The organism is Pseudomonas sp. GM55, assembly GCF_000282395.1.
GTDB classification, from domain to species: domain Bacteria; phylum Pseudomonadota; class Gammaproteobacteria; order Pseudomonadales; family Pseudomonadaceae; genus Aquipseudomonas; species Aquipseudomonas fluorescens_CC.
Window position 1 is genome coordinate 32,423 of sequence record NZ_AKJJ01000101.1, and the last position, 23,976, is coordinate 56,398.

Annotated in this window: 26 protein-coding genes; 15 read left to right on the forward strand and 11 right to left on the reverse strand. The window is 60.6% G+C overall.

Annotated elements, in window-relative coordinates:
- Positions 1 to 23: 23 nt before the first annotated feature.
- Positions 24 to 764, reverse strand: coding sequence for a flagellar basal body rod protein FlgF (locus tag PMI31_RS23345; protein ID WP_008021361.1), 741 nt, complete (start codon positions 762 to 764; stop codon positions 24 to 26).
- A 337-nt stretch (positions 765 to 1,101) separates the two neighbouring features.
- Positions 1,102 to 2,661, reverse strand: a complete 1,560-nt coding sequence (locus PMI31_RS23350) for a sigma-54-dependent phenylalanine hydroxylase transcriptional regulator PhhR (protein WP_008021363.1) — start codon at positions 2,659 to 2,661, stop codon at positions 1,102 to 1,104.
- Between the two features lie 383 nt (positions 2,662 to 3,044).
- On the opposite strand from PMI31_RS23350, the gene phhA reads away from it, so the two are divergent.
- The 6 genes from phhA to PMI31_RS23375 all read left to right on the forward strand — a co-directional run bounded on the left by phhA (position 3,045) and on the right by PMI31_RS23375 (position 7,422).
- Positions 3,045 to 3,830, forward strand: coding sequence for a phenylalanine 4-monooxygenase (gene phhA, locus PMI31_RS23355; protein ID WP_008021367.1), 786 nt, complete (start codon positions 3,045 to 3,047; stop codon positions 3,828 to 3,830).
- Positions 3,831 to 3,935: 105 nt separating this feature from the next.
- Positions 3,936 to 4,292 (forward strand): 4a-hydroxytetrahydrobiopterin dehydratase, encoded by a 357-nt coding sequence (locus PMI31_RS23360; protein ID WP_007975310.1) that lies wholly within the window; start codon positions 3,936 to 3,938, stop codon positions 4,290 to 4,292.
- Positions 4,292 to 5,485 carry an amino acid aminotransferase gene (locus PMI31_RS23365; protein WP_008021368.1) on the forward strand — a complete coding sequence of 398 codons (1,194 nt, stop codon included), beginning with the start codon at positions 4,292 to 4,294 and terminating at the stop codon, positions 5,483 to 5,485. Before PMI31_RS23360 ends, PMI31_RS23365 begins: the two co-directional genes overlap by 1 nt.
- A gap of 250 nt (positions 5,486 to 5,735) precedes the next feature.
- Positions 5,736 to 5,867: a hypothetical protein gene (locus tag PMI31_RS31655; protein WP_008021369.1), complete on the forward strand. Its 132-nt coding sequence runs from the start codon at positions 5,736 to 5,738 to the stop codon at positions 5,865 to 5,867.
- A gap of 70 nt (positions 5,868 to 5,937) precedes the next feature.
- Positions 5,938 to 6,123: a hypothetical protein gene (locus PMI31_RS23370; protein WP_008021371.1), complete on the forward strand. Its 186-nt coding sequence runs from the start codon at positions 5,938 to 5,940 to the stop codon at positions 6,121 to 6,123.
- 99 nt (positions 6,124 to 6,222) lie between these two features.
- Positions 6,223 to 7,422, forward strand: coding sequence for an MFS transporter (locus PMI31_RS23375; RefSeq protein WP_008021372.1), 1,200 nt, complete (start codon positions 6,223 to 6,225; stop codon positions 7,420 to 7,422).
- Here the strand turns inward: PMI31_RS23375 and arfB are convergent.
- The 7 genes from arfB to PMI31_RS23410 all read right to left on the reverse strand — a co-directional run bounded on the left by arfB (position 7,419) and on the right by PMI31_RS23410 (position 15,194).
- Positions 7,419 to 7,832, reverse strand: a complete 414-nt coding sequence (arfB, locus tag PMI31_RS23380; RefSeq protein ID WP_008021374.1) for an alternative ribosome rescue aminoacyl-tRNA hydrolase ArfB — start codon at positions 7,830 to 7,832, stop codon at positions 7,419 to 7,421. The genes PMI31_RS23375 and arfB overlap by 4 nt on opposite strands.
- A gap of 244 nt (positions 7,833 to 8,076) precedes the next feature.
- Positions 8,077 to 9,498 carry an amino acid permease gene (locus tag PMI31_RS23385; protein WP_008021376.1) on the reverse strand — a complete coding sequence of 474 codons (1,422 nt, stop codon included), beginning with the start codon at positions 9,496 to 9,498 and terminating at the stop codon, positions 8,077 to 8,079.
- Between the two features lie 869 nt (positions 9,499 to 10,367).
- A complete protein-coding gene (rluB, locus tag PMI31_RS23390; protein WP_008021378.1) occupies positions 10,368 to 11,579 on the reverse strand; it encodes a 23S rRNA pseudouridine(2605) synthase RluB in 1,212 nt (403 codons plus the stop codon).
- Positions 11,580 to 11,867: 288 nt separating this feature from the next.
- Positions 11,868 to 12,857, reverse strand: a complete 990-nt coding sequence (scpB, locus tag PMI31_RS23395) for an SMC-Scp complex subunit ScpB (RefSeq protein ID WP_008021379.1) — start codon at positions 12,855 to 12,857, stop codon at positions 11,868 to 11,870.
- A gap of 11 nt (positions 12,858 to 12,868) precedes the next feature.
- Complete coding sequence (locus PMI31_RS23400; RefSeq protein ID WP_172435389.1) at positions 12,869 to 13,627, reverse strand: segregation and condensation protein A; 759 nt, start codon at positions 13,625 to 13,627, stop codon at positions 12,869 to 12,871.
- A 60-nt stretch (positions 13,628 to 13,687) separates the two neighbouring features.
- Positions 13,688 to 14,317, reverse strand: coding sequence for an L-threonylcarbamoyladenylate synthase (locus PMI31_RS23405; RefSeq protein ID WP_033047950.1), 630 nt, complete (start codon positions 14,315 to 14,317; stop codon positions 13,688 to 13,690).
- 13 nt (positions 14,318 to 14,330) lie between these two features.
- Positions 14,331 to 15,194: a PHP domain-containing protein gene (locus tag PMI31_RS23410; RefSeq protein ID WP_008021380.1), complete on the reverse strand. Its 864-nt coding sequence runs from the start codon at positions 15,192 to 15,194 to the stop codon at positions 14,331 to 14,333.
- Between the two features lie 87 nt (positions 15,195 to 15,281).
- On the opposite strand from PMI31_RS23410, the gene PMI31_RS23415 reads away from it, so the two are divergent.
- The 6 genes from PMI31_RS23415 (at position 15,282) to PMI31_RS23440 (ending at position 19,588) form a co-directional block, all read left to right on the forward strand.
- Complete coding sequence (locus tag PMI31_RS23415) at positions 15,282 to 15,878, forward strand: septation protein A (RefSeq protein ID WP_008021381.1); 597 nt, start codon at positions 15,282 to 15,284, stop codon at positions 15,876 to 15,878.
- Position 15,879: 1 nt separating this feature from the next.
- On the forward strand, positions 15,880 to 16,179 hold the full coding sequence (locus PMI31_RS23420; RefSeq protein WP_008021382.1) for a YciI family protein: 300 nt from the start codon (positions 15,880 to 15,882) through the stop codon (positions 16,177 to 16,179).
- A gap of 110 nt (positions 16,180 to 16,289) precedes the next feature.
- On the forward strand, positions 16,290 to 16,703 hold the full coding sequence (locus PMI31_RS23425; protein WP_008021383.1) for a hypothetical protein: 414 nt from the start codon (positions 16,290 to 16,292) through the stop codon (positions 16,701 to 16,703).
- 7 nt (positions 16,704 to 16,710) lie between these two features.
- Entirely contained in the window at positions 16,711 to 17,388 is a 678-nt protein-coding gene (locus PMI31_RS23430; RefSeq protein WP_007984138.1) for a response regulator transcription factor, read from the forward strand.
- 219 nt (positions 17,389 to 17,607) lie between these two features.
- Entirely contained in the window at positions 17,608 to 18,057 is a 450-nt protein-coding gene (locus PMI31_RS23435) for a Spy/CpxP family protein refolding chaperone (protein ID WP_008021384.1), read from the forward strand.
- 187 nt (positions 18,058 to 18,244) lie between these two features.
- A complete protein-coding gene (locus PMI31_RS23440) occupies positions 18,245 to 19,588 on the forward strand; it encodes a sensor histidine kinase (protein WP_008021385.1) in 1,344 nt (447 codons plus the stop codon).
- 42 nt (positions 19,589 to 19,630) lie between these two features.
- On the opposite strand, the gene PMI31_RS23445 is transcribed toward PMI31_RS23440, so the two are convergent.
- Positions 19,631 to 20,197, reverse strand: coding sequence for a nitroreductase family protein (locus PMI31_RS23445; protein WP_008021386.1), 567 nt, complete (start codon positions 20,195 to 20,197; stop codon positions 19,631 to 19,633).
- A 121-nt stretch (positions 20,198 to 20,318) separates the two neighbouring features.
- Here PMI31_RS23445 and PMI31_RS23450 point away from each other — a divergent pair, with 121 nt between their 5' ends.
- Positions 20,319 to 21,773 (forward strand): TrkH family potassium uptake protein, encoded by a 1,455-nt coding sequence (locus PMI31_RS23450; protein ID WP_008021387.1) that lies wholly within the window; start codon positions 20,319 to 20,321, stop codon positions 21,771 to 21,773.
- On the opposite strand, the gene PMI31_RS23455 is transcribed toward PMI31_RS23450, so the two are convergent.
- Positions 21,730 to 22,791 carry an AraC family transcriptional regulator gene (locus PMI31_RS23455; RefSeq protein ID WP_081500347.1) on the reverse strand — a complete coding sequence of 354 codons (1,062 nt, stop codon included), beginning with the start codon at positions 22,789 to 22,791 and terminating at the stop codon, positions 21,730 to 21,732. The two genes, PMI31_RS23450 and PMI31_RS23455, sit on opposite strands and share 44 nt — an antisense overlap.
- Positions 22,792 to 22,951: 160 nt before the next feature.
- Here PMI31_RS23455 and PMI31_RS23460 point away from each other — a divergent pair, with 160 nt between their 5' ends.
- Positions 22,952 to 23,263, forward strand: a complete 312-nt coding sequence (locus tag PMI31_RS23460; protein ID WP_008021390.1) for a DUF962 domain-containing protein — start codon at positions 22,952 to 22,954, stop codon at positions 23,261 to 23,263.
- A 27-nt stretch (positions 23,264 to 23,290) separates the two neighbouring features.
- The gene (locus PMI31_RS23465) at positions 23,291 to 23,881 is read left to right on the forward strand and encodes an HD domain-containing protein (RefSeq protein WP_008021391.1); all 591 of its coding nucleotides are present in this window, start codon (positions 23,291 to 23,293) and stop codon (positions 23,879 to 23,881) included.
- Positions 23,882 to 23,976 lie beyond the last annotated feature (95 nt).

Consider the following 23,976-nt stretch of genomic DNA (forward strand, 5'->3'; position numbering starts at 1 on the left):
TTTACGGCGCGACGTTCTGGTAATTAGCTGATCTGCAAGACCCGAGCCATGGCCTGGTCATCGTCTTTGGCGGTGTTCATCATCTTGATGTGCAGCTCGAACTGCTTGGACAAGGCCAGTACCGAGGTCATCTCTTCCACGGCATTGACGTTGCTCGACTCAAGGAACCCGGACACCAGCTTGACGCCGGCATCAGCCTGCGCCGGCTTGCCGTCCTTGGTGTGGATCGAACCATCCAGGCCTTTGGTCATGTTCTTGAGGTCCGGGTTGACCAGCTTGATGCGGTCGACTTCAGCCATCACCCGGGGACCTTCGCCCATCGCGCGGATGCTGATGGTGCCGTCTTCACCGACTTCGATCTGCTGCTCCGGCGGCACGGCAATCGGCCCGCCATTGCCCATGACCGGCATGCCGTTGCCGGCGCGCAACACACCCAGGGCGTCAACGTTAAGGCTGCCGGTGCGCACGTAGCTTTCAGCGCCATCGGGGTTCTGCACGGCAATCCAGCCGTTGCCTTGCACGGCAACGTCGAGGTCGCGGCCGGTTTCCACCAGCGAGCCCGGGGAGAAATCGGTGGCCGGGCGTTCGGACATGGCAAACGCACGCGCCGGAAAGCTGTCACCGAACACCGGCATCGAACGGGCCTGCTCCAGGTCTTTCTGGAAGCCGTTGGTGGAGATGTTCGCGAGGTTGTTGGCATGAGCCTTTTGCGCCAGTGCATTCTGGCTGGCGCCGGTCATTGCCACATAAAGGTACTTGTCCACACTCTTTCCTCTGCCTGCCGGACGTTTGCCGTCCACTGCTGTACTGCTGAGCCATAAGCAATTTGCAGACCAACTTGTTTTTGGCTACGCGAGGCCCGGCAAACAAAGGACTTGAAGGATTCAGAGGGGATTGGGGATTTGTATCGGAGACGAAAAACCGGCGGTGTTATGCCGTTTGGTGGCAAGGCATGACCTGGGTGCTGACAGTGCAGGCCTCATCGCGGGCAAGCCCGCTCCCACAGGGATCTACGCTGAACATAGATAATGAGTACACCACCATACATTGTGGGAGCGGGCTTGCCCGCGATGAGGCCTGCACAAACACAGCAAGTCCAAGCTAAGACTCAGTCTTGCCCACCTCATACTCACGCAACTTGTTGGCAATAGTGGTATGCGAAACCCCCAGGCGCTTGCCCAGTTGCCGACTGCTCGGATGCTCGGAATACAGGCGCTCCAGCACGGCTTTCTCGAAACGCCCGACGATTTCGTCCAGCCCTCCTTCCAGCGAAAAATCGCCAAGCGGCTGACGCACGCCATAATCCGGCAGACGAATATGCTCGGCCTTGACCGTGCCGCCGTCGCACAGGGAAACCGCCTGGAACAGCACGTTCTCCAGTTGCCGCACGTTACCCGGCCAATGGTAGTGACTGAGCCGCTCCATGGCCGCCGGCGCCAGCTTTGGCAACGGGCAGCCGATCTGCCGACTGGCCTGATCGAGGAAGTGCTCCACCAGCGGCGTCAAGCCGTCGAGGCATTCGCGTAGCGGCGGGATGTGCAGCGACAACACGTTCAAGCGGTGATAGAGGTCCTGGCGAAACTCGCCGCGAGCGCACAACTCGGACAGGTCGACCTGGGTCGCGCAGATCACTCGCACGTCGAGGTAGACCTCTTCATCACTGCCCACACGACGGAAGCAACCGTCCTGCAAGAAGCGCAGCAATTTCACCTGCAAGCGCGGGCTCATTTCTCCGACGCCATCGAGAAACAGCGTACCGCCCGCCGTCAGCTCCAGCAGCCCGAGTTTGCCTTCGGCCCGCGCCCCTTCAAAGGCACCGGGGCCATATCCGAACAGTTCCGTCTCGGCCATGGACTCCGGCAGACCGGCACAATTGAGCGCCATCAACGGCGACTGCCCACGAGGACTGGCCAGATGGCAGGCCCGCGCCAGCAACTCTTTGCCGGTGCCGGTTTCCCCTTCTATCAAAAGCGGCGCATCCAGCGGCGCCATACGCCGTGCTTCGCGCACGACCGCGGCCATTACTTTCGAACTCTGAAAGATGCTGTCGAAGCCACGCAGCTCCTGCTTGCGCACATTGTAGATGCGCTCGCCTACCCGATCGGCGCGGTGCAGGGTCAGCACCGCACCAGCCATGGCCTCGCTGTCGTCGTGCTCCGATTGCAACGGCGCGATGTCGGCCAGAAACACATCACCCTTGACCTTGACCCGCAGCCCGTTGATCCGCGACTTGTTGGCGCGCACCAGTTCCGGCAAATCGAAATCTTCGGCGTACCGCGACAGGGGAATACCCGGCACCTCGTCGACCCGCACTCCGAGCAACTGCGCCGCTGCCCGGTTGGCCGCGACAATGGAACCGCCCATGTCGATCGACAGCACCGGAAACTCCAGCGCGCCGAGCAGAGCATTGAGCTCCATGTGCCGTCGCTCACTGGGCATCAGGCCTACACGCTTGACGCCAAAGACTCCGGCAATCGCTTCGAATTTCGGACGCAGCGCCTGGAACTGAATGTTGATCAGGTTCGGGCAATGCAGGTAGATGGCGTTGCCATGCTCACCGCCCACCTCACCGCGGGCCACGTTGATCCCGTACTCCACCAACAGATTGAGAATGTCGCGAAGGATGCCTATGCGGTTCTGGCAGTGGACTTTGATACGCATGAAAAGGGCCCGATAAAACGATGAATGAGGTGCGTAACCTGTAGGAGCGAGCCTGCTCGCGATGGACGTTAACGAAAACGCGTACTTCCTGAATAAACGCGTTGCGCTCGACTCCATCGCGAGCAAGCTCGCTCCTACAGGGATTATTTTCTGCTGTGGCGCTCAGATAGTCGTCAAGATTATGTGACAGGAAAGGCGCATTTCAAACCCGAAAATCTCAGCCAGTACGCGACAGGCGAGCGTTCGTAACGAAAACTTTACGTTTATTGAGGGTTTTTCCTGCGCGTGACGCCCGGCACCTGCTGCAACGCTGCAATTCATGGGGTATTTCTAGGTCTATAGCAGCACATAACAAGAACGAATCCCCCTAGCAGGAGAGCAGCATGAAGCAGACGCAATACGTGGCTCGCGAGCCCGATGCGCAAGGTTTTATCGACTACCCCGCCGAAGAGCACGCGGTGTGGAACACGCTGATCACTCGTCAACTGAAAGTGATCGAAGGGCGTGCGTGCCAGGAGTACCTGGACGGTATCGAAAAACTCGGTCTGCCCCACGACCGCATTCCTCAACTCGGCGAAATCAACAAGGTCCTCGGTGAAACCACCGGCTGGCAGGTTGCCCGGGTTCCGGCACTGATTCCCTTCCAGACCTTTTTCGAATTGCTGGCCAGCAAGCAGTTTCCAGTGGCGACCTTCATTCGCACCCGCGAAGAGCTTGACTACTTGCAGGAGCCGGACATTTTCCACGAGATCTTCGGTCACTGCCCGCTGCTGACCAACCCCTGGTTCGCTGAATTCACCCACACCTACGGCAAGCTCGGCCTCAAGGCTTCCAAGGAAGAACGCGTGTACCTGGCGCGCCTGTACTGGATGACGATCGAATTCGGCCTGCTCGACACCCCGCAAGGCCAGCGCATCTACGGCGGCGGCATTCTGTCTTCACCGAAGGAAACCGTTTACTGCCTGTCGAACGAGCCTGAACATCAAGCCTTCGACCCGCTGGAATGCATGCGCACGCCGTACCGCATCGACATCCTGCAACCCCTGTATTTCGTTCTGCCGAACCTCAAGCGCCTGTTCGACCTGGCCCACGAAGACATCATGGGCATGGTCAAGCAAGCGATGCAGATGGGTCTGCACACGCCGAAATTTCCGCCAAAGGCCGCGTGAACCGCGATTTTTGCTGACAAGTGAGTCTGTCAGTCACCGTCGCTTTGGTTTAGCGTGACGGCACTGTCGACCGATATAAAAACACTCGATTACAGGAAACACACCATGTCCACTTTGAACCAAGCCCATTGCGAAGCCTGCCGCGCCGACGCCCCACAAGTCAGCGATGAAGAACTGCCGATCCTGATCAAGCAGATCCCGGACTGGAACATCGAAGTACGCGACAGCATCATGCAGCTGGAAAAGGTCTTCCTGTTCAAGAACTTCAAACATGCGCTGGCCTTCACCAACGCCGTCGGTGAAATCTCCGAAGCCGAAGGCCATCACCCAGGCCTGCTGACCGAGTGGGGCAAAGTGACCGTGACCTGGTGGAGCCACTCGATCAAGGGCCTGCACCGCAACGACTTCATCATGGCCGCGCGCACCGACGAAGTGGCGAAGGACGCCGAGGGGCGCAAGTAATGCATTTCGACGCCATCGGTCGAGTGCCTGGCGACCCGATTCTGGGCCTGATGGAGGCCTACGCGCAGGACCCGAACCCGCGCAAGTTCGATTTGGGCGTGGGCGTCTATAAGGACGCCCAGGGCCTGACGCCGATTCTCGAGTCGGTGAAGCTTGCCGAGCAACGTCTGGTGGAGCGTCAGTCCACCAAGACCTACATCGGTGGCCACGGCGAGCCGGCGTTCGGCAAGGCCATCAATGAACTGGTGCTGGGCGTCGATTCGAAACTGATCAGCGCACAACGTGCCGGCGCCACCCAGACCCCCGGCGGCACCGGTGCGCTGCGCCTGAGCGCGGACTTCATCGCCCAATGCCTGCCAGGCCGCGGCGTGTGGTTGAGCAACCCGACCTGGCCGATCCACGAAAGCATTTTCGCGGCCGCCAAGGTCAAGGTCAGCCACTACCCCTACGTCGGCAGTGACAACCGTCTCGATGTCGAAGGCATGCTGGCGGCGCTCAACGAAGCCCCCAAGGGTGACGTGGTCTTGCTGCACGCCTGCTGCCACAACCCGACCGGTTTCGACCTTTCCCATGATGACTGGCACCGGGTGCTGGAGGTAGTACGCAAGCGCGAATTGCTGCCACTGATCGACTTCGCGTATCAAGGATTCGGCGATGGCCTGGAACAGGATGCCTGGTCGACCCGGCTGTTCGCCGCCGAGTTACCGGAGCTGCTGATCACCAGTTCCTGCTCGAAGAACTTCGGCCTGTACCGCGACCGCACCGGCGCGCTGATTGTCTGCGCGAAAACCGCCGACAAGCTCACCGACATCCGCAGCCAGTTGGCCAACATCGCCCGCAACCTGTGGTCGACGCCTCCGGATCACGGTGCGGCCGTGGTCGCGACCATCCTCGGCGACCCGGAGCTGAAAAACCTCTGGGCTGACGAAGTGGAAGCCATGCGCCTGCGTATCGCCCAACTGCGCAGCGGTCTGGTGGAGGCGCTGGAACCTCATGGTTTGCGCGAGCGCTTTGCGCACATTGGGGTACAACGCGGGATGTTCTCCTACACCGGCCTGTCGCCGGATCAGGTCAAGCAACTGCGCGAACACCACAGCGTGTACATGGTCAACTCCGGCCGGGCCAACGTCGCTGGCATTGATGCCACGCGCCTGGATCTGCTGGCCGAGGCAATTGCCAAGGTCTGCAAATAACCCTGTAGGAGCGAGCTTGCTCGCGATGGACGCCAGAACACCGCGGAGTGTCAAGCACCCCCGCGTTATCGTTGACGTTTTTCGCGAGCAAGCTCGCTCCTACAGTTGTTTCAACCTGTCTAGACAACCCCACTCGTCGAAACAAATGGATATAAAAGTCTGTTTGTCATTTTCAGTGCTGTATCCTGCCAAGGCTTTTTAAAGCGCGGATCTACCAGATCTATCAACAGACTTAGCGAGGAGCGCAACCATGCACGAGATTCCCAATCTCCCCTTCCCAAGCCTGCACGTACCTGAGCAGACGCCCACGCAGCAAGCCGGAGCCCGACAGCCCGAGCCGAAAGAAGCCACTGACCGCCGCCAGGCTGACAGCGAAGACTGAAACACCCGCCGTACAGACCGTGTGGAAAGCGCTAACATGCGCTTTCCACACTGCCTGAAACGAGCCCCCCATGACCGATGAATTCAGCGAAGCGCAGGCCAGCGTCCTGATCGGCACTGCCGAGAAAATGATCGAGATCTGGAATCGCCTCCCCCCCGAGAAACAAGCCGCTTTGCTCGCCCGCTTCGGCACTGAAGAAAATGCGCTGGCCGCCCTGGTCACCACGCAGCTGGTCGCTCCCGTCAAACCTGAATGACACCGACCGGCAAATAGTTTTACTTTTTCATAACCTGCGACCGTCCACACCGTTATCATAAGCAGCCTATCTATCCTGCTTTACCGTGGACCTTTACCCATGCCTGAAAACCAGCGCCCCCTGGCGGTCACGCTGCAAGTTGTTTCCATCGTCCTTTTCACCTTCATCGGCTACCTGAACATCGGCATCCCCCTGGCCGTATTGCCCGGTTACGTCCACAGCGACCTGGGCTTCGGCGCGGTGATAGCGGGCCTGGTGATCAGCGTGCAATACCTGGCCACCCTGCTCAGCCGCCCCTATGCCGGGAAGATCATCGATAACAAGGGCAGCAAACTGGCAGTGATGTATGGCTTGGCCGGTTGCGGCTTGAGCGGTGTGTTCATGTTGATCTCGGCCTGGACCCAGAGCCTGCCGACCTTGAGCCTGATCAGCCTGTTGATCGGCCGTCTGGTGCTCGGCAGCGCGGAAAGCCTGGTGGGCTCGGGCTCGATTGGCTGGGGTATCGGCCGGGTCGGAGCAGCGAACACCGCCAAAGTCATCTCCTGGAACGGTATCGCCAGCTACGGCGCACTGGCCGTCGGCGCGCCCTTGGGCGTGCTGATCGTCCATCGACTGGGCTTGTGGAGCATGGGTGTCAGTATTGTGTTGCTGGCCGTCCTCGGTCTGCTGCTGGCCTGGCCGAAAACCGCCGCGCCAATCGTTGCCGGTGAACGCCTGCCGTTCATGCACGTGCTCGGGCGGGTCTTCCCTCACGGCTGTGGCCTGGCCCTCGGCTCCATCGGTTTCGGTACCATTGCCACCTTCATCACCCTGTATTACGCCACGCGACACTGGGATAACGCCGTACTGTGTCTGAGCCTGTTCGGCGCCAGCTTCATCGGCGCGCGCTTGCTGTTCGGCAACCTGATCAACCGTCTCGGCGGCTTTCGCGTCGCCATTGCCTGCCTGTCTGTGGAAACCCTGGGATTACTGTTGCTGTGGCTGGCACCGGATGCCCATTGGGCGCTGGCGGGTGCGGCGCTGAGCGGCTTCGGCTTTTCGCTGGTGTTTCCGGCGCTGGGGGTGGAGGCGGTCAACCTGGTACCGGCCTCCAGCCGTGGCGCAGCCGTTGGCGCCTATTCGCTGTTCATCGACCTGTCGCTGGGGATCACCGGACCGGTCGCTGGCGCCATTGCGGCCGGGTTCGGTTTTGCTTCGATCTTCCTGTTCGCCGCCATTGCCGCATTGAGCGGATTGACGCTGAGCCTTTACCTGTACCGACAGGCACCGAAGCAACGCGAGGCGCGGGACGCCCGTTAGAAGTCGACCTTGCCGCGCCCGGCCTTGATGTTGCCGCGCTTGCTCTTGGATTCGAGACGACGGGTCTTCGAGCCGAGGGTCGGCTTGGTCGGACGGCGCTTCTTCTCGACCTTGGTGGCACTGAGGATCAACTCGGTCAGCCGCAGCAGCGCATCGGCGCGGTTCTGCTCCTGCGTCCGGTACTGCTGGGCCTTGATGATCAGCACACCGTCACTGGTGATGCGGCTGTCGCGCAGTGCCAACAGCCGCTCCTTGTAGAACTCGGGCAAGGACGACGCCGGAATGTCGAAGCGCAGGTGCACGGCGCTGGAGACCTTGTTGACGTTCTGCCCACCCGCCCCCTGGGCGCGAATGGCCGTCAACTCGATCTCGGCATCCGGCAGATGCACATTGTTGGAAATGACCAGCATGGAAAAGCGTCCGTATTCAGAGTGTGCAGGATACCGCGAATGAGGTAATCAGCATGCGCTGATAAACCTGTGGGAGCGGGCTTGCTCCGGGCGGCGTTCCGACGATGACGGCGTGTCAGGCGCCATAAATACTCAATGTGCCGCCCCCATCGCGGGCAAGCCCGCTCCCACAAAGGGATTTGTGTGGGCCATGAAAACAACAAACCCGGCACATGGCCGGGTTTGTTGTTACTGCGCTCTGCGTTTACTTCACCGAAGCGCCGGCAGCCTGCAACGCATGTTGCGCACTGCGCTTGTTCTTGATGCCGTAGCAGACCCACATGAACACCAGCCACACCGGAATCGCATACACCGATGTCTGAATTCCCGGAATCAACAGCATCACGCCAAGGATGAACACCACGAACGCCAGGCAGATGTAGTTGCCGTACGGGTACCACAGGGCCTTGAACAGCGGCGTCTGGCGGGTCTTGTTCATGTGCTGGCGGAACTTGAAGTGCGAGTAGCTGATCATCGCCCAGTTGATCACCAGGGTGGCCACCACCAGCGACATGAGCAGTTCCAGCGCGTTTTGCGGCACCAGGTAGTTCAGCAGTACCGCGATCAGGGTCACGGCCGCCGAAGCCAGGATCGAACGCACTGGCACGCCACGCTTGTCGATCTTCGCCAGGCCTTTTGGCGCATCGCCCTGCTCGGCCATGCCCAGCAGCATGCGGCTGTTGCAGTAGGTGCCGCTGTTGTACACCGACAACGCCGCGGTCAGGACCACGAAGTTGAGGATGTGCGCAGCGGTGTTGCTGCCCAGCATCGAGAACACCTGCACGAACGGACTGCCGCTGTAGGAATCACCGGAGGCGTTCAGGGTGGTCAGCAGGCTGTCCCAAGGGGTCAACGACAGCAAGATCACCAGTGCACCGATGTAGAAAATCAGGATCCGGTAGATCACCTGGTTGATGGCTTTCGGGATCACGGTTTTCGGCTTGTCGGCTTCGGCTGCGGTGAAGCCGAGCATTTCCAGGCCGCCGAAGGAAAACATGATGAAAGCCATGGCCATCACCAGACCTGTGACACCGTTAGGGAAGAAGCCACCGTGGGACCACAGGTTGCTGACCGCTGCTTGCGGGCCGCCATTGCCACTGACCAGCAGGTAGCTGCCCAGGGCAATCATGCCGACGATTGCCACGACCTTGATGATCGCGAACCAGAACTCGGCCTCGCCAAAGACTTTGACGTTGGCCAGGTTGATGGCGTTGATCAGCACGAAGAAGGCCGCTGCGGAGGCCCAGGTCGGGATGTCCGGCGCCCAGTAGTGGATGTACTTGCCGACCGCGGTCAGCTCGGACATGCCCACCAGAATGTACAGAATCCAGCAGTTCCAGCCCGACAGGAAGCCGGCAAAGCCGCCCCAGTACTTGTGCGCGAAGTGGCTGAAGGAACCGGCCACCGGATCTTCGACGATCATTTCGCCCAGCTGGCGCATGATCATGAAGGCGATGAAGCCGCAGATGGCGTAGCCGAGGATCATCGACGGGCCGGCGGATTTCAGTACCCCGGCCGAGCCGAGGAACAAGCCGGTACCGATCGCGCCACCAAGGGCGATCAATTGAATGTGGCGATTTTTCAGGCCGCGTTTCAGCTCGCCTGATTGCGGGTGTTGTCCACTCATGAAAAGGGTCTCACGCAAGGTTTGATGATGTTCAGTAGACGTTGCTGCTCAGGAAATCCGTTAAGCGGCACCGATCAAACCCCAGCGCAAGCACCAGGAGTTCAGCGTATTTACAACGGTCATGCGTCACCTGTTTGTTTTTATCTGTGACGAAATCGAACCCGACACGCTCGTGACGCGACGGAGTGAACAAAGCGGATAGCCTTGAGGTTTGCGCTGATGCGCAGGAGGTCACAGGTAAAACGCGGCGCATTGTACACCTGTAACCCCCTGCTGCCAGACCCGCTGGACAAGCGCGTCTATGGCCGGGATTGCCTGTGTCCGCCCCGAGAGGTTCGGGCGGCTGCAAAAAATGGGTCAGACCCTTGCAGATCATCGACGGGAAAGGCAGGAAAACCGCCTCTCGCAGAGAGATGGAAACGGATTGCGGCGTTCATTGCGCCTCCTTTTTGTTATGCACCTGCACGACAGGCATGGCGCGCATAACACCCTGCATGGAGCGGTGAAACAAGCGGTCTAGAGCGTCGGGGAAAAGGCGTAAGGCAATGGCGCGTAAGAATTTTCTTACGACATTCGAGAAGCTGCGATTTCATGGGGTTAATCCGTAGATATCGTCAGGTTTTCCTTACAGAGCGTAATTCTGGCTTTCCACTTCGGACATCTCTGTGCTGCGACTGGCGCCTTCGCGGGCGAGCCCGCTCCCACAGTGGATCGTGTTTCTCCAGAACTACCCGGTCTCCTGTGGGAGCGGGCTTGCCCGCGATGGGGCCCTTGAAAACACCCCATCGCTAACGCCGGACCAAAAAAAACGCCAACCCGAAGGTTGGCGTTTTTAACTTGTCGCTTACAGCTTGAAGCTTACTGCTGCCTCACTCCGGCTTACGCCGACCAAAGCCCGGACGCTGGCCGGAACCGGCCGGTGCGCCACGGCGCTTGCCCGATGGCGTGTCACCGTCGACCAGTTTGATCCCCGGACGCTTCGGCGCCGGCTTGGCCGGACGCTTGGTGTCAGCCGGACGATCGGCTACCGGTGTACCTCGACCTTCGCCACGCTCAGTACGGCCATTGGCCGGACGTGGCGTGCGTGGACCGCGTTCGCCGTCCTGACGCGCTGCAGGCTTGCGCCCTGGGCGCTCGCCTTCGATCTGCGGCTCGCGGTTTTCACGCGGGGCTGCAGGTCCGCTATGCGCTGGACGCAGGGTGCGTACACGTTCGGTCCTGGCCATCGGCCGCGACGACTTGCGTTGCATCCGGTCGAGCTTGTCTTTGCTCTTGGCGTTCAGTTGCGGCATGGCCACCGGGGTCAGGCCGACTTCCGCGCTGAGGACGTCGACTTCGTACTGGCTCATTTCGCGCCAGCGGCCCATCGGCAGGTCAGAGTTGAGGAACACCGGACCGAAACGCACGCGCTTCAGACGGCTGACCACCAGGCCCTGGGATTCCCACAGGCGACGTACTTCACGGTTACGACCTTCCATTACCACGCAGTGGTACCAGTGGTTGAAACCTTCGCCGCCCGGTGCCTGCTGGATGTCGGTGAAACGCGCCGGACCGTCTTCGAGGACAACACCGGCCTTCAGGCGCTCGATCATCTCGTCATCGACTTCACCGCGTACACGCACGGCGTACTCGCGATCCATCTCGTAGGACGGGTGCATCAAGCGGTTGGCCAGTTCACCGTCGGTGGTGAACATCAGCAAACCGGTGGTGTTGATGTCGAGGCGGCCGATGTTGATCCAGCGGCCCTCTTTCGGACGCGGCAGCTTGTCGAACACGGTTGGGCGGCCTTCCGGGTCGACACGGGTGCAGATCTCGCCGTCGGGCTTGTTGTACATGATCACGCGGCGGACCGATTCGGCGGCCTCTTCGCGTTTGATCACCTTGCCATCGATGGTGATGGCGTCGTGCATGTCGACGCGCTGGCCAAGGGTGGCGTCTTTGCCGTTGACCTTGATCCGGCCGTGGCTGATCCAGGCTTCCACGTCACGGCGCGAGCCGACGCCGATACGGGCGAGGACTTTCTGCAGTTTTTCGCCTGCTGGGCCGATTGGCTGGTCGTCTTGCTGGTCTTTGATACTCATCTGGGCACCTCCCGGTGTGGTCTGAAAACTGGGTACTTGGGCGAAGGGATCGCCGAAGGGTCGCGAATCATACGCGCATGAGGGCGTTTGCGCATCAGAGACTAGCTGATCAATGCAAGGTTATTTGTTTTTCCGCCGGCCGGTGACACTCAGCTTGATCATTCGGCGATCACAACCCCCTGTAGGAGCGAGCTTGCTCGCGAAAAACACAATGGCGCCACGGGCATCCGGATGTGCGCGTCATCGTTCACGACCATCGCGAGCAAGCTCGCTCCTACAGGATCGGTGTCAGTCCTCGAATTGGCGGCGTTCTGCTTCGATGGCTTCCGCCAGGGCCTGGGCTTCAGCCTCTTCGTCCGACCGCTGCGGCTCGGGTTTCGGCTGTTCGAGGGCAGCCACGGCAGCCAGGAGCTTTTCCCGGGCTTCGGCAACGCCGAGGATATCGTCTTCTTGCTCCGGCTCGATTTCGGGCTCTGGCCCGCCTTCCGGTTCTGGCTCGGGCTGTGTCGCTTCGACTTCTGGTTCGATAACCGACTGTTCCGGATCGAACTCAGGAGAAGCGCCATCACGCAGCAAGTCGTCGAAGTCGGTCTTGAGCCCCTCCTCCATGCTGTCCAGCTCCAGCAACAGCGTGTGGAAACTGGTTTCTTCCTTCGGCTCTTCCGGCTCGGCGCTGGCGTCGGCCAATTCTTGCAGACCGGCGGGTACGGGGGCGTCGTCGAAATCGAGCACCGGATCCGGTTCCAGCTCACGCAGTTCCGCCAGCGGCGGCAGGTCGTCGAGGTTTTTCAGGTTGAAGTGATCAAGGAATGCCTTGGTGGTGGCGAACATGGCCGGTTTGCCGGGTACGTCACGGTAGCCGACGATGCGGATCCACTCGCGCTCCATCAGCGTCTTGACGATGTTGCTGTTGACCGCCACGCCCCGCACGTCTTCGATCTCGCCCCGGGTGATCGGCTGGCGATAGGCGATCAGGGCCATGGTTTCCAGCATGGCGCGGGAATAGCGCTGCGGGCGCTCTTCCCACAGACGCCCGACCCACGGGGCAAATTTCTCGCGAATTTGCAGGCGATACCCCGAGGCCACTTCCTTCAGTTCAAAGGCGCGGCCATCGCAGGACTTCGCCAGAATCGTCAGGGCCTTCTTGAAGACCGGCGGCTCGGGGCGCTCGCCTTCTTCGAAGAGTTCGAACAGGCTTTCCAGGGATTGCGGCTTTCCCGAGGCCAACAGAAAGGCTTCAAGCAATGGCGCCAGCTCGCGGGGTTCGGTCAGGTTCATGATTCAACTCGTTATTCGGCTCGGGCTCGCACGTGAATCGCGGCAAATGGCTCATTCTGCACCAGCTCGACCAGGGATTCCTTGACCAATTCAAGGATCGCCATAAAGGTCACCACCACGCCCAGGCGCCCTTCTTCAGCGGTGAACAGCTCGACAAACGGCACGAAACCGCCGCCCTTGAGGCGTTCCAGCACATCGCTCATGCGCTCGCGGGTCGACAGTGCCTCGCGGCTGACCTGATGGCTTTCGAACATGTCGCCACGGCGCAACACCTCGGCCATGGACAACAGCAACTCGGACAAGCGTACGTCCGGCAGCAGCTTGCGTGCCCGCGCCTCCGGTGCATCAAGCTTGGGCACGACGACATCGCGACCGACGCGACTGAGACCGTCGATGCCCTCGGCAGCAGCCTTGAAACGCTCGTACTCCTGCAAGCGACGGATCAGTTCGGCGCGCGGGTCTTCCTCTTCGTCTTCGACGGTTTCGGCCCGCGGCAGCAGCATCCGCGACTTGATCTCGGCCAGCATCGCGGCCATCACCAGGTACTCGGCGGCCAGCTCGAGGCGCACCGACTGCATCAACTCGACGTAGCCCATGTACTGGCGAGTGATTTCCGCCACCGGGATGTCGAGGATGTTGATGTTCTGTTTGCGGATCAGGTACAGCAGCAGGTCGAGCGGGCCTTCGAACGCCTCGAGGAAGACCTCGAGGGCATCCGGCGGGATGTACAGGTCCAGCGGCATTTCCATGACCGCCTGGCCGTAGACCATGGCGAAGGGTAGTTCCTGCTGGGCTCCGGCCTGACTGTCGACGGGTTCTACTGCGGACATCTAGGCTTCGACCATGAACGGCGCAGGGTCGCCGCAACCAACGCGAATGACTTCCGGCTCGCCGTCGGCGAGGTTGATCACGGTGGACGCCTTGATCCCGCCGAAACCACCGTCGATGATCAGATCGACCTGGTGTTCGAGCAGCTGGCGCATTTCATGGGGATCATACATAGGGTCGGTTTCACCGGGCATGATCAGACTCACGCTCATCAACGGCTCGCCGAGCTGCTCCAGCAGTGCCAGGGCAATCGGATGGCTTGGCACCCGCAGGCCGATGGTGCGTTTTTTCGGGTGCAGCAGCAGTCGCGGTACTTCGCGGGTGGCGTTGAGAATGAATGTGTACGGTCCCGGCAAGTGGGCCTTGAGCAAGCGGAACGTGCCAGTGTCGATCTTGGCAAACAGCCCCAGCTGCGACAGGTCGCAGCAAATCAGCGCGAAGTTATGCTTTTCATCCAGCCCGCGCAAACGTCGCACGCGCTCCACAGCCACTTTGTCGCCGATCTGGCAACCAATGGCGTAGGAAGAGTCCGTGGGATAAATCACCACCCCGCCCTTGCGGATGATCTCGACCGCCTGTTTGATCAGGCGCGCTTGCGGGTTTTCCGGATGAATCTGGAAAAATTGACTCACATTCTCTACCTGTTCAGACGGCGGCAATAACTGGGTCATGTTTGAATCGACACCATAGCGGTGGCAGATCCTCCGGGACGGGCCGGTATTCACCGATTTCCGACCAGCCTCCTGGGCCATGAAAATCACTGCCGGCACTGACCAGCAGACCGAACTCGCGGGCCAGAATGGCCAGGCTGCCCACTTGCTCGGCAGGCTGATAGCCATTGACCACTTCGATGGCGTGGCCCCCTGCTTGAATATAGTCGGCAATCAGGCGACGACGCTTGCTTCGGGTAAATTCGTAGTGCCAGGGATGCGCCAGACTGACCCAGGCCTTGGCCGCGCGCAGGGTTTCGACGGTTTCCTCCAGGGTCGGCCAGTGTTGCTTGACGTCGCCCAGCTTGCCGGCGCCCAGCCATTTGCGGAACGCCTCGGCACGATCCTTGACGAAACCTTCACGCACCATCCAGTCGGCGAAATGCGGGCGGGCCGGCGCGTTACCGCTGTCACCCAGCTCCTGCTGGATCTCCCGGGCGCCGTCCAGCGCCCCCGGCATGCCTTTCAACGCCAGTTTGCGGCTGATTTCCTCGGAGCGCAGCCAACGGCCATCATGCAATCTGGCGATGGCCTCGACCAACGGTGCGGCGTTCACGTCAAAACCGTAGCCCAGGACATGAATGGTCGCGCCGCCCCAGGTGCAGGACAATTCGACGCCATTGACCAGTTGCATCCCCAGCGCGGTCGCCGCATGCCGGGCCTCGTCGAGGCCTTCAAGGGTGTCGTGATCGGTCAAGGCCAGGACTTGCACGCCCTTCTCGAACGCGCGCGCCACCAGAACCGCAGGCGCCAGGGCGCCATCGGAGGCCGTGCTATGGCAGTGCAAATCAACATTCACAGGGCTTTGTAACCTCAAATCAGCTGGCGCTATCGCGCGCCCGTATGTTTGTTATTATGCCGCCACATCCTGCTTCTGGCTGCCACTGTGAAACAATTCATCGATTTCATCCCGCTCCTGCTGTTTTTCATCGTCTTCAAAACCGATCCACGGGTCGTCGACATCGCCGGCCATGAGGTCACTGTAGGCGGTATTTACAGCGCCACCGCGATGTTGATCGTCAGTTCCCTGGTGGTCTACGGCACGCTGTTCATCAAACAGCGCAAGCTGGAGAAGAGCCAGTGGCTGACCCTGATCGCCTGCCTGGTCTTTGGCAGCCTGACCCTGGCGTTCCACAGCGAGACATTCCTGAAGTGGAAAGCTCCGGTGGTCAACTGGCTGTTTGCCCTGGCGTTCATTGGCAGCCACTTCGTCGGCGACAGCCTGCTGATCAAACGCATCATGGGCCACGCGCTGACCTTGCCGGAGCCGGTCTGGACGCGCCTGAACATCGCCTGGATCGCCTTCTTCCTGTTTTGCGGCGGCGCCAACCTGTTTGTCGCGTTCACCTTCCAGAGCTACTGGGTCGACTTCAAGGTCTTCGGCAGCCTGGGCATGACTTTGCTGTTCCTGGTCGGCCAGGGCATCTACCTGTCCCGCCATCTGCACGATGCCGACACTACTACGCCAAAAACCGAGGACTGACATGCTTTACGCAATCATTGCCACAGACGTCGCCAACTCCCTGGAAGCCCGCCTGGCCGCACGGCCTGCGCACCTCGAGCGCCTGCAAGCGCTCAAGGGCGAAGGTCGCATCGTATTGGCCGGCCCACACCCGGCCGTCGACAGCAATGATCCGGGTGCGGCGGGTTTCACCGGCAGCCTGATCGTTGCCGAGTTCGACTCCCTGAGCGCCGCCCAGGCCTGGGCAGACGCTGATCCGTACATCGCCGCGGGCGTCTACGCCAACGTTCTGGTCAAGCCGTTCAAGCAAGTTCTACCGTAAAACGTCCCCACGCGATGAACCTTGTCGGTTCATCGCGTTCTCAATCGCTCATTATTCTCGTTTGCCGGCCGACAACCTGCCCAATACTCGTATTGGAATCAGGAGTCGCGATGCGCAAGGGTCCGTTGTGTCTGATGTTGGTCACGTTGTCGGTCGTGGCACCCGCCCAGGGTGAAGAAAGCGCCGAGGGCGGTAATTCGACGCCGCTTTCCCTGAGCGCCGGCGGCCAGATCACCGAGTTGCAGCAACGCTTGAAAGAAAGCGAACGGCAACGGGAAGAATTGAGCAAACAACTGCAAACTGCCGATGGCGAACGCGAAAGCCCGCTGCTGGCCCGGTTGCGCCAGGAGAACCAGCGTTTGAAGCTGCAACTCAAGGAAACCCAGGCCAGCAGTCCGCTGCCGCGCCTGCTGACCGACCAGCAACAATGGTTTGTCATTGGTGCCGGGGTAGCGCTATTGGCTCTGCTCTGCGGTATCTTCGCCAGTGGAGCAAGTCGAAAACGTCGACAATGGCTAAATTGAGTGAGTCATGAGCGAGCTGTTACTGATTGATGATGACCAGGAGCTGTGTGAGCTTCTGAGCAGTTGGCTGAGCCAGGAAGGATTTCAGGTGCGTGCCTGTCACGACGGCCAGAGCGCACGCCGCGCGCTGGCCGAAACCGCCCCCGCCGCCGTGGTGCTGGATGTAATGTTGCCCGATGGCAGCGGCCTGGAACTGCTCAAGCAGTTGCGCAGCGATCACCCGGATTTGCCGGTGCTGATGCTTTCGGCACGGGGCGAGCCCCTGGACCGGATCCTCGGCCTGGAACTGGGCGCCGACGATTACCTGGCCAAGCCCTGCGATCCACGGGAACTGACCGCCCGCCTGCGCGCAGTCTTGCGTCGTAGCCACCCGGCGGCGGTGTCCAGCCAGATGGAACTGGGTGACCTGTGTTTCAGCCCGGTACGCGGGGTGGTCAGCATCGACGAGCAGGAGTTCACCCTCACCGTTTCCGAAAGCCGCCTGCTGGAAGCGCTGCTCAAGCAGCCCGGCGAGCCCCTGGACAAACAGGAACTGGCGCAGATCGCCCTCGGTCGCAAGCTGACCCTGTACGACCGCAGCCTGGACATGCACGTCAGCAACCTGCGCAAGAAGATCGGCCCACACCCCGATGGCCGCCCGCGCATCGTCGCCCTGCGCAGCCGCGGTTACTACTACAGCCTCTGAACAACTGTAGGAGCCGGCTTGCCGGCGAAGGGGGCCTTGAATTTTATGTTGTCCTTTCGGACGTCTTCGCTGGCAAGCCAGCTCCTACAGGGGTGTTTTGTCAGGTACAGGCAAAATCATCTTTACCCAAGCTTTACGCTTCGCTGACCGCCGCTGACCTTGATCTGCGTAATCTGTACTCATCCGGAACGTACCGGGAACGAGACAAGGAGATACACCATGCGCAAGACTCTTATCGCCCTGATGTTCGCTGCTGCCCTGCCGACCGTTGCCATGGCCATGCCTGAAGGCACGGGCCCGATGGACGGGCCGATTGACGGATCGCGCCACGGCGGTCAGATGCACGGCATGCACGGCAAAGGCCCGTACAGTCAACTGGACCTGAGCCGCGAACAGCGCGAGCAGATCCGCAAGATCATGGGCGAGCAGATGCACGAGCGTAAGCAACTGGTCGAGAAGTACCTGGAGAAACTCTCGCCAGCCGACCAGAAAGCCATGAAGGACGAAATGGCGGCCAAGCACCAGAAAGCCGAAGCTGACGTGCGTGCCGTGCTGAAACCGGATCAACAGAAGAAATTCGACGAGATCCAGAAAAAACAGGCTGAACGTCGCGCCGAGTGGGCTGAGTTCAAAGCCTGGAAAGCGCAACATCCGCAAAAAGCGCAATAATGCGCTGACCCTGGACCCGACGGCTGAACACCGTTGGGTCTGACACCACACCAATCCTGTAGGAGCGAGCTTGCTCGCGATTGACGTCAACGATAACGCGCGGCATCAGGCGGCACGTGTCATCCATTCGTTTTTCGCGAGCAAGCTCGCTCCTACATAGAGGGTTACGTTCGCTTGAGGATTTTCCGTGCGTTCATTGTTCTGGCGTATCCTGGCCAGCTTCTGGCTGGCCATCGCTCTGGTTGCAGGGCTTTCCATCCTGCTCGGGCACATGCTCAACCAGGACGCATGGATTCTCAGCCGCCACCCGGGCCTCAACACGCTGGCCGAAGAGTGGACGCAAACCTACGAAAGCCAGGGCGAAGACGCCGCCCAGGACATTCTCCAGCAACGTAAACGCCAGTATCACATCGACGTTCAGGTGCTTAACGAAAGCGGCGACCCGGTTGTGCGCGGCACCTTTCCGAAACGTGCGGCAGCCTTTGAGGCGCGACAGAACAATGAAGACCGGCGCCTGCCATGGCGGCGTCTGACCGATGAATTCACCAGCGAAAAAACCGGCGACACCTACCTGTTCATCTACCGCATCCCACACCCGGAACTGGACGCCTGGCACCGCGAGAGCCTGCTCTGGCCGCTCAGCGCACTGGGGATCGCCCTGGTTGTGCTGACCCTGTTCAGCCTGCTGGTGACCTTTTCCATCACTCGCCCGCTCAGCCGCCTGCGCGGAGCGGTGCATGACCTGGGACAAACCGCTTATCAACAGACCAGCCTGGTCAAACTGTCCAATCGTCGCGATGAGTTTGGCGTGCTGGCCAACGACTTCAACCGCATGGGCGCACGTCTGCAAAGCCTGATTGGCAGTCAGCGGCAATTGCTGCGGGATGTGTCCCACGAACTGCGTTCGCCCCTCGCCCGCCTGCGTATCGCGCTGGCACTGGCCGAACGAGCCACCCCGCAAGAACGGGAACAGCTCTGGCCGCGCCTGACCCGTGAGTGCGACCGACTGGAAGCGTTGATCAGCGAAATCCTGGTACTGGCCCGGGTCGACTCCGATAACGCCAGTGCGGAAGAGGTGGATCTGAATGCCTTGCTCAATACCCTGCAAAAGGATGCGCAACTCAGTTCACCCGAGCAACTCGTCCACCTCGAAGCCGAGTCGCAACTGAATCTGAAGGGCTGGCCGACCATGATCGAGCGGGCCGTCGACAATTTGCTGCGCAACGCCCAGCGCTTCAATCCGGTGGGAGGCCTGCCGATCGAAATGCAGGCGCTGCGTCAGGGTGAGCGGATCGTCGTGACCGTGCGCGACCACGGGCCCGGGGTCAGTGCCGAACATTTGAGCCAGCTCGGTGAGCCGTTCTATCGGGCACCGGGGCAGACAGCGGCCGGACACGGCCTGGGCCTGGCCATCGCCCGCCGCGCGGCGGAGCGACATGGGGGAAGCCTGGTGCTAGCCAATCACCCGGAGGGCGGGTTCATTGCCAGTCTGGAATTGCCCTTGCTGCCGGGGGCTGTTGTCCAGCCCTGAAACCTGTGGGAGCGGGCTTGCTCCCACAGAGGATTGGTGTACTCAGTGATTGCCTGGCCAGGCACTGACGAACTCGGCCAGGTCGACTTTCTCGGCCACGCGCGGTTCTTTCTGCGGTGTGCCCAAATACAGGAAGGCAATCACCTCTTCCCCCTCCGCCAGGCCCAAACCCTTGGCCACATGCGCCGAATAGGCCAGGTCACCGGTACGCCACACCGCGCCAATGCCCTGGGCATAGGCCGCGAGCAAAATCCCGTGGGCCGCACAGCCCGCCGCCAGCAACTGCTCGGACTTAGGATACTTGACGTGATCCTGCAACCGCGCGATCACCACCACCACCAGCGGGGCACGCAGTGGACCACTGCGCGCCTTGTCGATGGCCGCTTCGCTGACTTCGCTGTCCGAAAGCTTCGCCGCTTCGGCCAGCAACTCGCCCATTTGCTCGCGCGCCGCGCCTTCGACCGTCAGGAAACGCCAAGGCTGCAAGTGACCGTGATCCGGGGCGCGCATGGCGGCGCCGAACAGCACCTCGCGCTGCTCGGCAGTGGGTGCAGGGTCAATCAGTCGTGGAACGGAAACACGGTTGAGCAAAGCGTCGAGAGCCTGCATCGGCCACCTCCTGAAAAATTTGTGCGGCTATTCTAGCTGTAACTGCCGCAGCAGTGCCGGTTTACATGCCCCGCCTCGCGGGTAGAATGGCGCCCTTTCCCCTATCAGCCGAGCGGACCTCATGGCGTTGCCGACCTTACGGATCATTGGTTTCATCATCGGCATCTTCCTGATCACGCTGGCGATCTCCATGGTCATCCCCATGGCCACGCTGGTCATTTTCGACCGCACTGGCGATCTGCCGTCGTTCCTCTGGGCCAGCATGATCACCTTTGTCGCCGGCCTTGCGCTGGTGATTCCCGGTCGCCCGGAACACATTCACCTGCGCCCCCGGGACATGTACCTGCTGACTGTCAGCAGTTGGCTGGTGGTGTGCATCTTCGCCGCGCTGCCGTTCCTGCTGACCCAGCACATCAGCTACACCGACTCATTCTTCGAAAGCATGTCCGGCATCACCGCCACTGGCGCAACCGTGCTCAGCGGCCTGGACACCATGTCCCCCGGCATCCTGATGTGGCGCTCGTTGCTGCACTGGCTCGGCGGCATCGGCTTTATCGGCATGGCGGTGGCGATCCTGCCGCTGTTGCGCATCGGTGGCATGCGGCTGTTCCAGACCGAATCGTCGGACCGCTCGGAAAAAGTCATGCCCCGCTCGCACATGGTGGCGCGGCTGATCGTGGCGACCTACGTCGGCATTACCATTGTCGGCAGCCTGGCATTCTGGTGGGCCGGGATGAGCCTGTTCGACGCCATCAACCATGCGATGTCGGCGATTTCCACCGGCGGTTTCTCGACATCTGACCAGTCTTTGGCCAAGTGGACGCAACCGGCGGTACATTGGGTCGCGATCGTCATCATGATTCTCGGTGCCCTGCCGTTCACCCTGTATGTCGCCACGCTGCGTGGAAACCGTCGGGCGCTGATCAAGGACGAACAGGTTCAAGGCCTGCTCGGCATGCTGCTGGTGACCTGGCTGGTGCTCGGCACCTGGTATTGGTGGACTACCCAGCTGCATTGGCTGGAGGCGTTGCGGCATGTGGCGCTGAACGTGACGTCGGTGGTGACGACAACCGGTTTCGCACTGGGGGACTACAGCCTGTGGGGCAATTTCTCGCTGATGCTGTTCTTCTATCTGGGATTTGTCGGCGGTTGCTCCGGCTCGACCGCGGGCGGAATCAAGATTTTCCGCTTCCAGGTGGCCTATATCCTGCTCAAGGCCAACCTTAACCAGCTGATTCACCCGCGGGCGGTGATCAAGCAGAAGTACAACGGTCACCGCCTCGACGAAGAAATCGTGCGTTCGATCCTGACCTTTTCGTTCTTCTTTGCAATCACCATCTGCGTGATTGCGCTGTTGCTGTCGCTGCTCGGCGTGGATTGGATGACCGCCCTCACCGGCGCGGCCAGTACCGTGTCCGGTGTCGGTCCGGGACTCGGCGAAACCATTGGCCCGGCGGGCAACTTCGCCACCCTGCCGGATGCCGCCAAGTGGATTCTCTCGTTCGGCATGCTGCTGGGCCGACTGGAGATCATTACGGTGTTTGTGCTGTGTATTCCGGCATTCTGGCGTCATTGACCGCTTCAGATGTTTGCAGCAGCCGCATCCGGTACTCGCCGGGTGTGGCAGCGAACCAGCGGCGGAAAGCGCGGAAGAAGTTGCTCGGATCGGCGAACCCCAGCAAGTAGGCAATTTCCAGCAAGGTCATGTTCGGTTGCGCCAGGTACTGCTCGGCCAGTTCGCGCCGTGTGTCGTCGAGCAACGCCTGAAAACTCGTGCCCTCCTCCTGCAAGCGCCGTTGCAAGGTGCGCTGGGAAAGGTGCAGCGCCTGCGCCACGGTGTCGCGCTTGGGCTCGCCCTGGGGCAACAGGCGGCACAACACTTGCCGTGCCTTGTGGGTCACGCGGCTTTCGGAAAAGCGCGCCAGGTACTCGCCGGCAAATCGGTCATGCAGCAACGCCATGGCTTCGTTGGCCGTCGGCAGCGGCGCTTCCATGTCCGCGCGTTCGAATATCAGCGCATCGTATGGCGCATTGAACACCAGCGGTGCATGGAAGGCTTGTTTATAGGGTTCCAGATCGGCCGGCTCGGCGCCTTGCAACAACACTTTGCGTGGCTGCAGTGTACGCCCGGTCAACCAGCCGCACAGTGCCAAGGCACAGGCCATTGAAGCTTCGGCGCTTTGCCGGGTCGGCGGCAGATGGTCGCCATGTACCGTCAGAATCAGCGCGTAGCCTTCTTCCAGCAGCTTGAAACTCAGGTCGGCACTTTCGGCGATGATGCGCTGATAGCGCACCAGTCGCTGAAAGCCTTCGCCCAGGGTCTGGCTGGACATCAAGGCGTAACCCGCCACATGAAACTGCGCCGGCCGCACCACCTTGCCCATGTTCAGGCCGATGGCCGGGTTGCCGGACAGATCGACCGCGCGTTGCCACAGCCGTGTCATGGAATCCTGCGTAAAGCGTGCATCCGGATCATCCAGTGCCGCGTAGTCGAGTCCCAGCTGTTTGAACAGAACCCGGCAATCCAGGCCGTCCATCTCCAGCGCTTTGACAATCCCCATCGCCCAGCTTGCAGAAGTCGTTCGTTCGCTCATGGCGTTTTCTTACATGGTGAGCCGCATGCTACGGCTATTGACCGAAGGATATTAAAGTGGCGCCTATTGTCACTGCCTGATGCCATTGATCACTCTAGACTCAAATAAGCTACCCGCAGAACAACTTGCTGCCAGAACAATAACCACAGAGATCGCAGTCGTGGAAAACATCAAACGCTTCAACAGCTTTGCCGAGTTTTACCCGTACTACCTCAGCGAGCACAGCAACAGTTCCTGCCGCCGCCTACACTTTATCGGCACGACACTGGTTATCTTGATTCTGGCACTGACCATTGGTCGCGGGGTTTGGATGCTGTTGTGGGCCCTGCCTGTGGCAGGTTACAGCTTTGCCTGGGTCGGGCATTTCTTCTTCGAGAAGAACCGCCCGGCAACGTTCCAACACCCCGTCTATAGCCTGCTCGGCGATTTTGTCATGTACCGGGACATGGTTCTGGGACGCGTTCCGTTCTAGATAACCTCAGTCACAAGAGAGTCACCCATGAATGCCAATGCCCGCTTCACCCACATGAAGGACGGCACGCAGGAGGACTGGGCGATCATCGCCGCGGACTTCAGTGCCTACGCGCGACAATTGCCGACAAGGATTGTGGCGCACCTGAAGTTACTGGAGGGTGATTTTGGCGGGTTCCCGGTGGATCGCCTCACCCACTCCCTGCAAACCGCCACCCGCGCCTGGCGCGATGGCCGTGACGAAGAATACGTGGTCTGCGCCCTGCTCCATGACATCGGCGACACCCTGGGCTCCTACAACCACCCGGACATCGCGGCGGCGATCCTCAAGCCGTTCGTCAGCGCCGAGAACTTGTGGATGGTGGAAAAGCACGGGATTTTCCAGGGCTACTACTTTTTCCATCACCTGGGCATGGATCGGCATCTGCGTGAACAATTCCAGGACCATCCGCAGTACCACGCGACCGTCGAGTTCTGTGCCAGCTACGATGCGGCGGCGTTTGACCCGGAATACGACACGCTGCCATTGAGCTTTTTCGAGCCGATGATGGAGCGGTTGTTTGCGCACCCCAGGAACTCGATTTACAAGGCGGCGATGGAAGGGCACGCACCGACCTGATGCGAACAAGCTAAAGATAAATTGGACTTGTAGGAGCCGGCTTGCCGGCGATAGCGTCCTTAAGAGTGCCATCGCCGGCAAGCCGGCTCCTACAG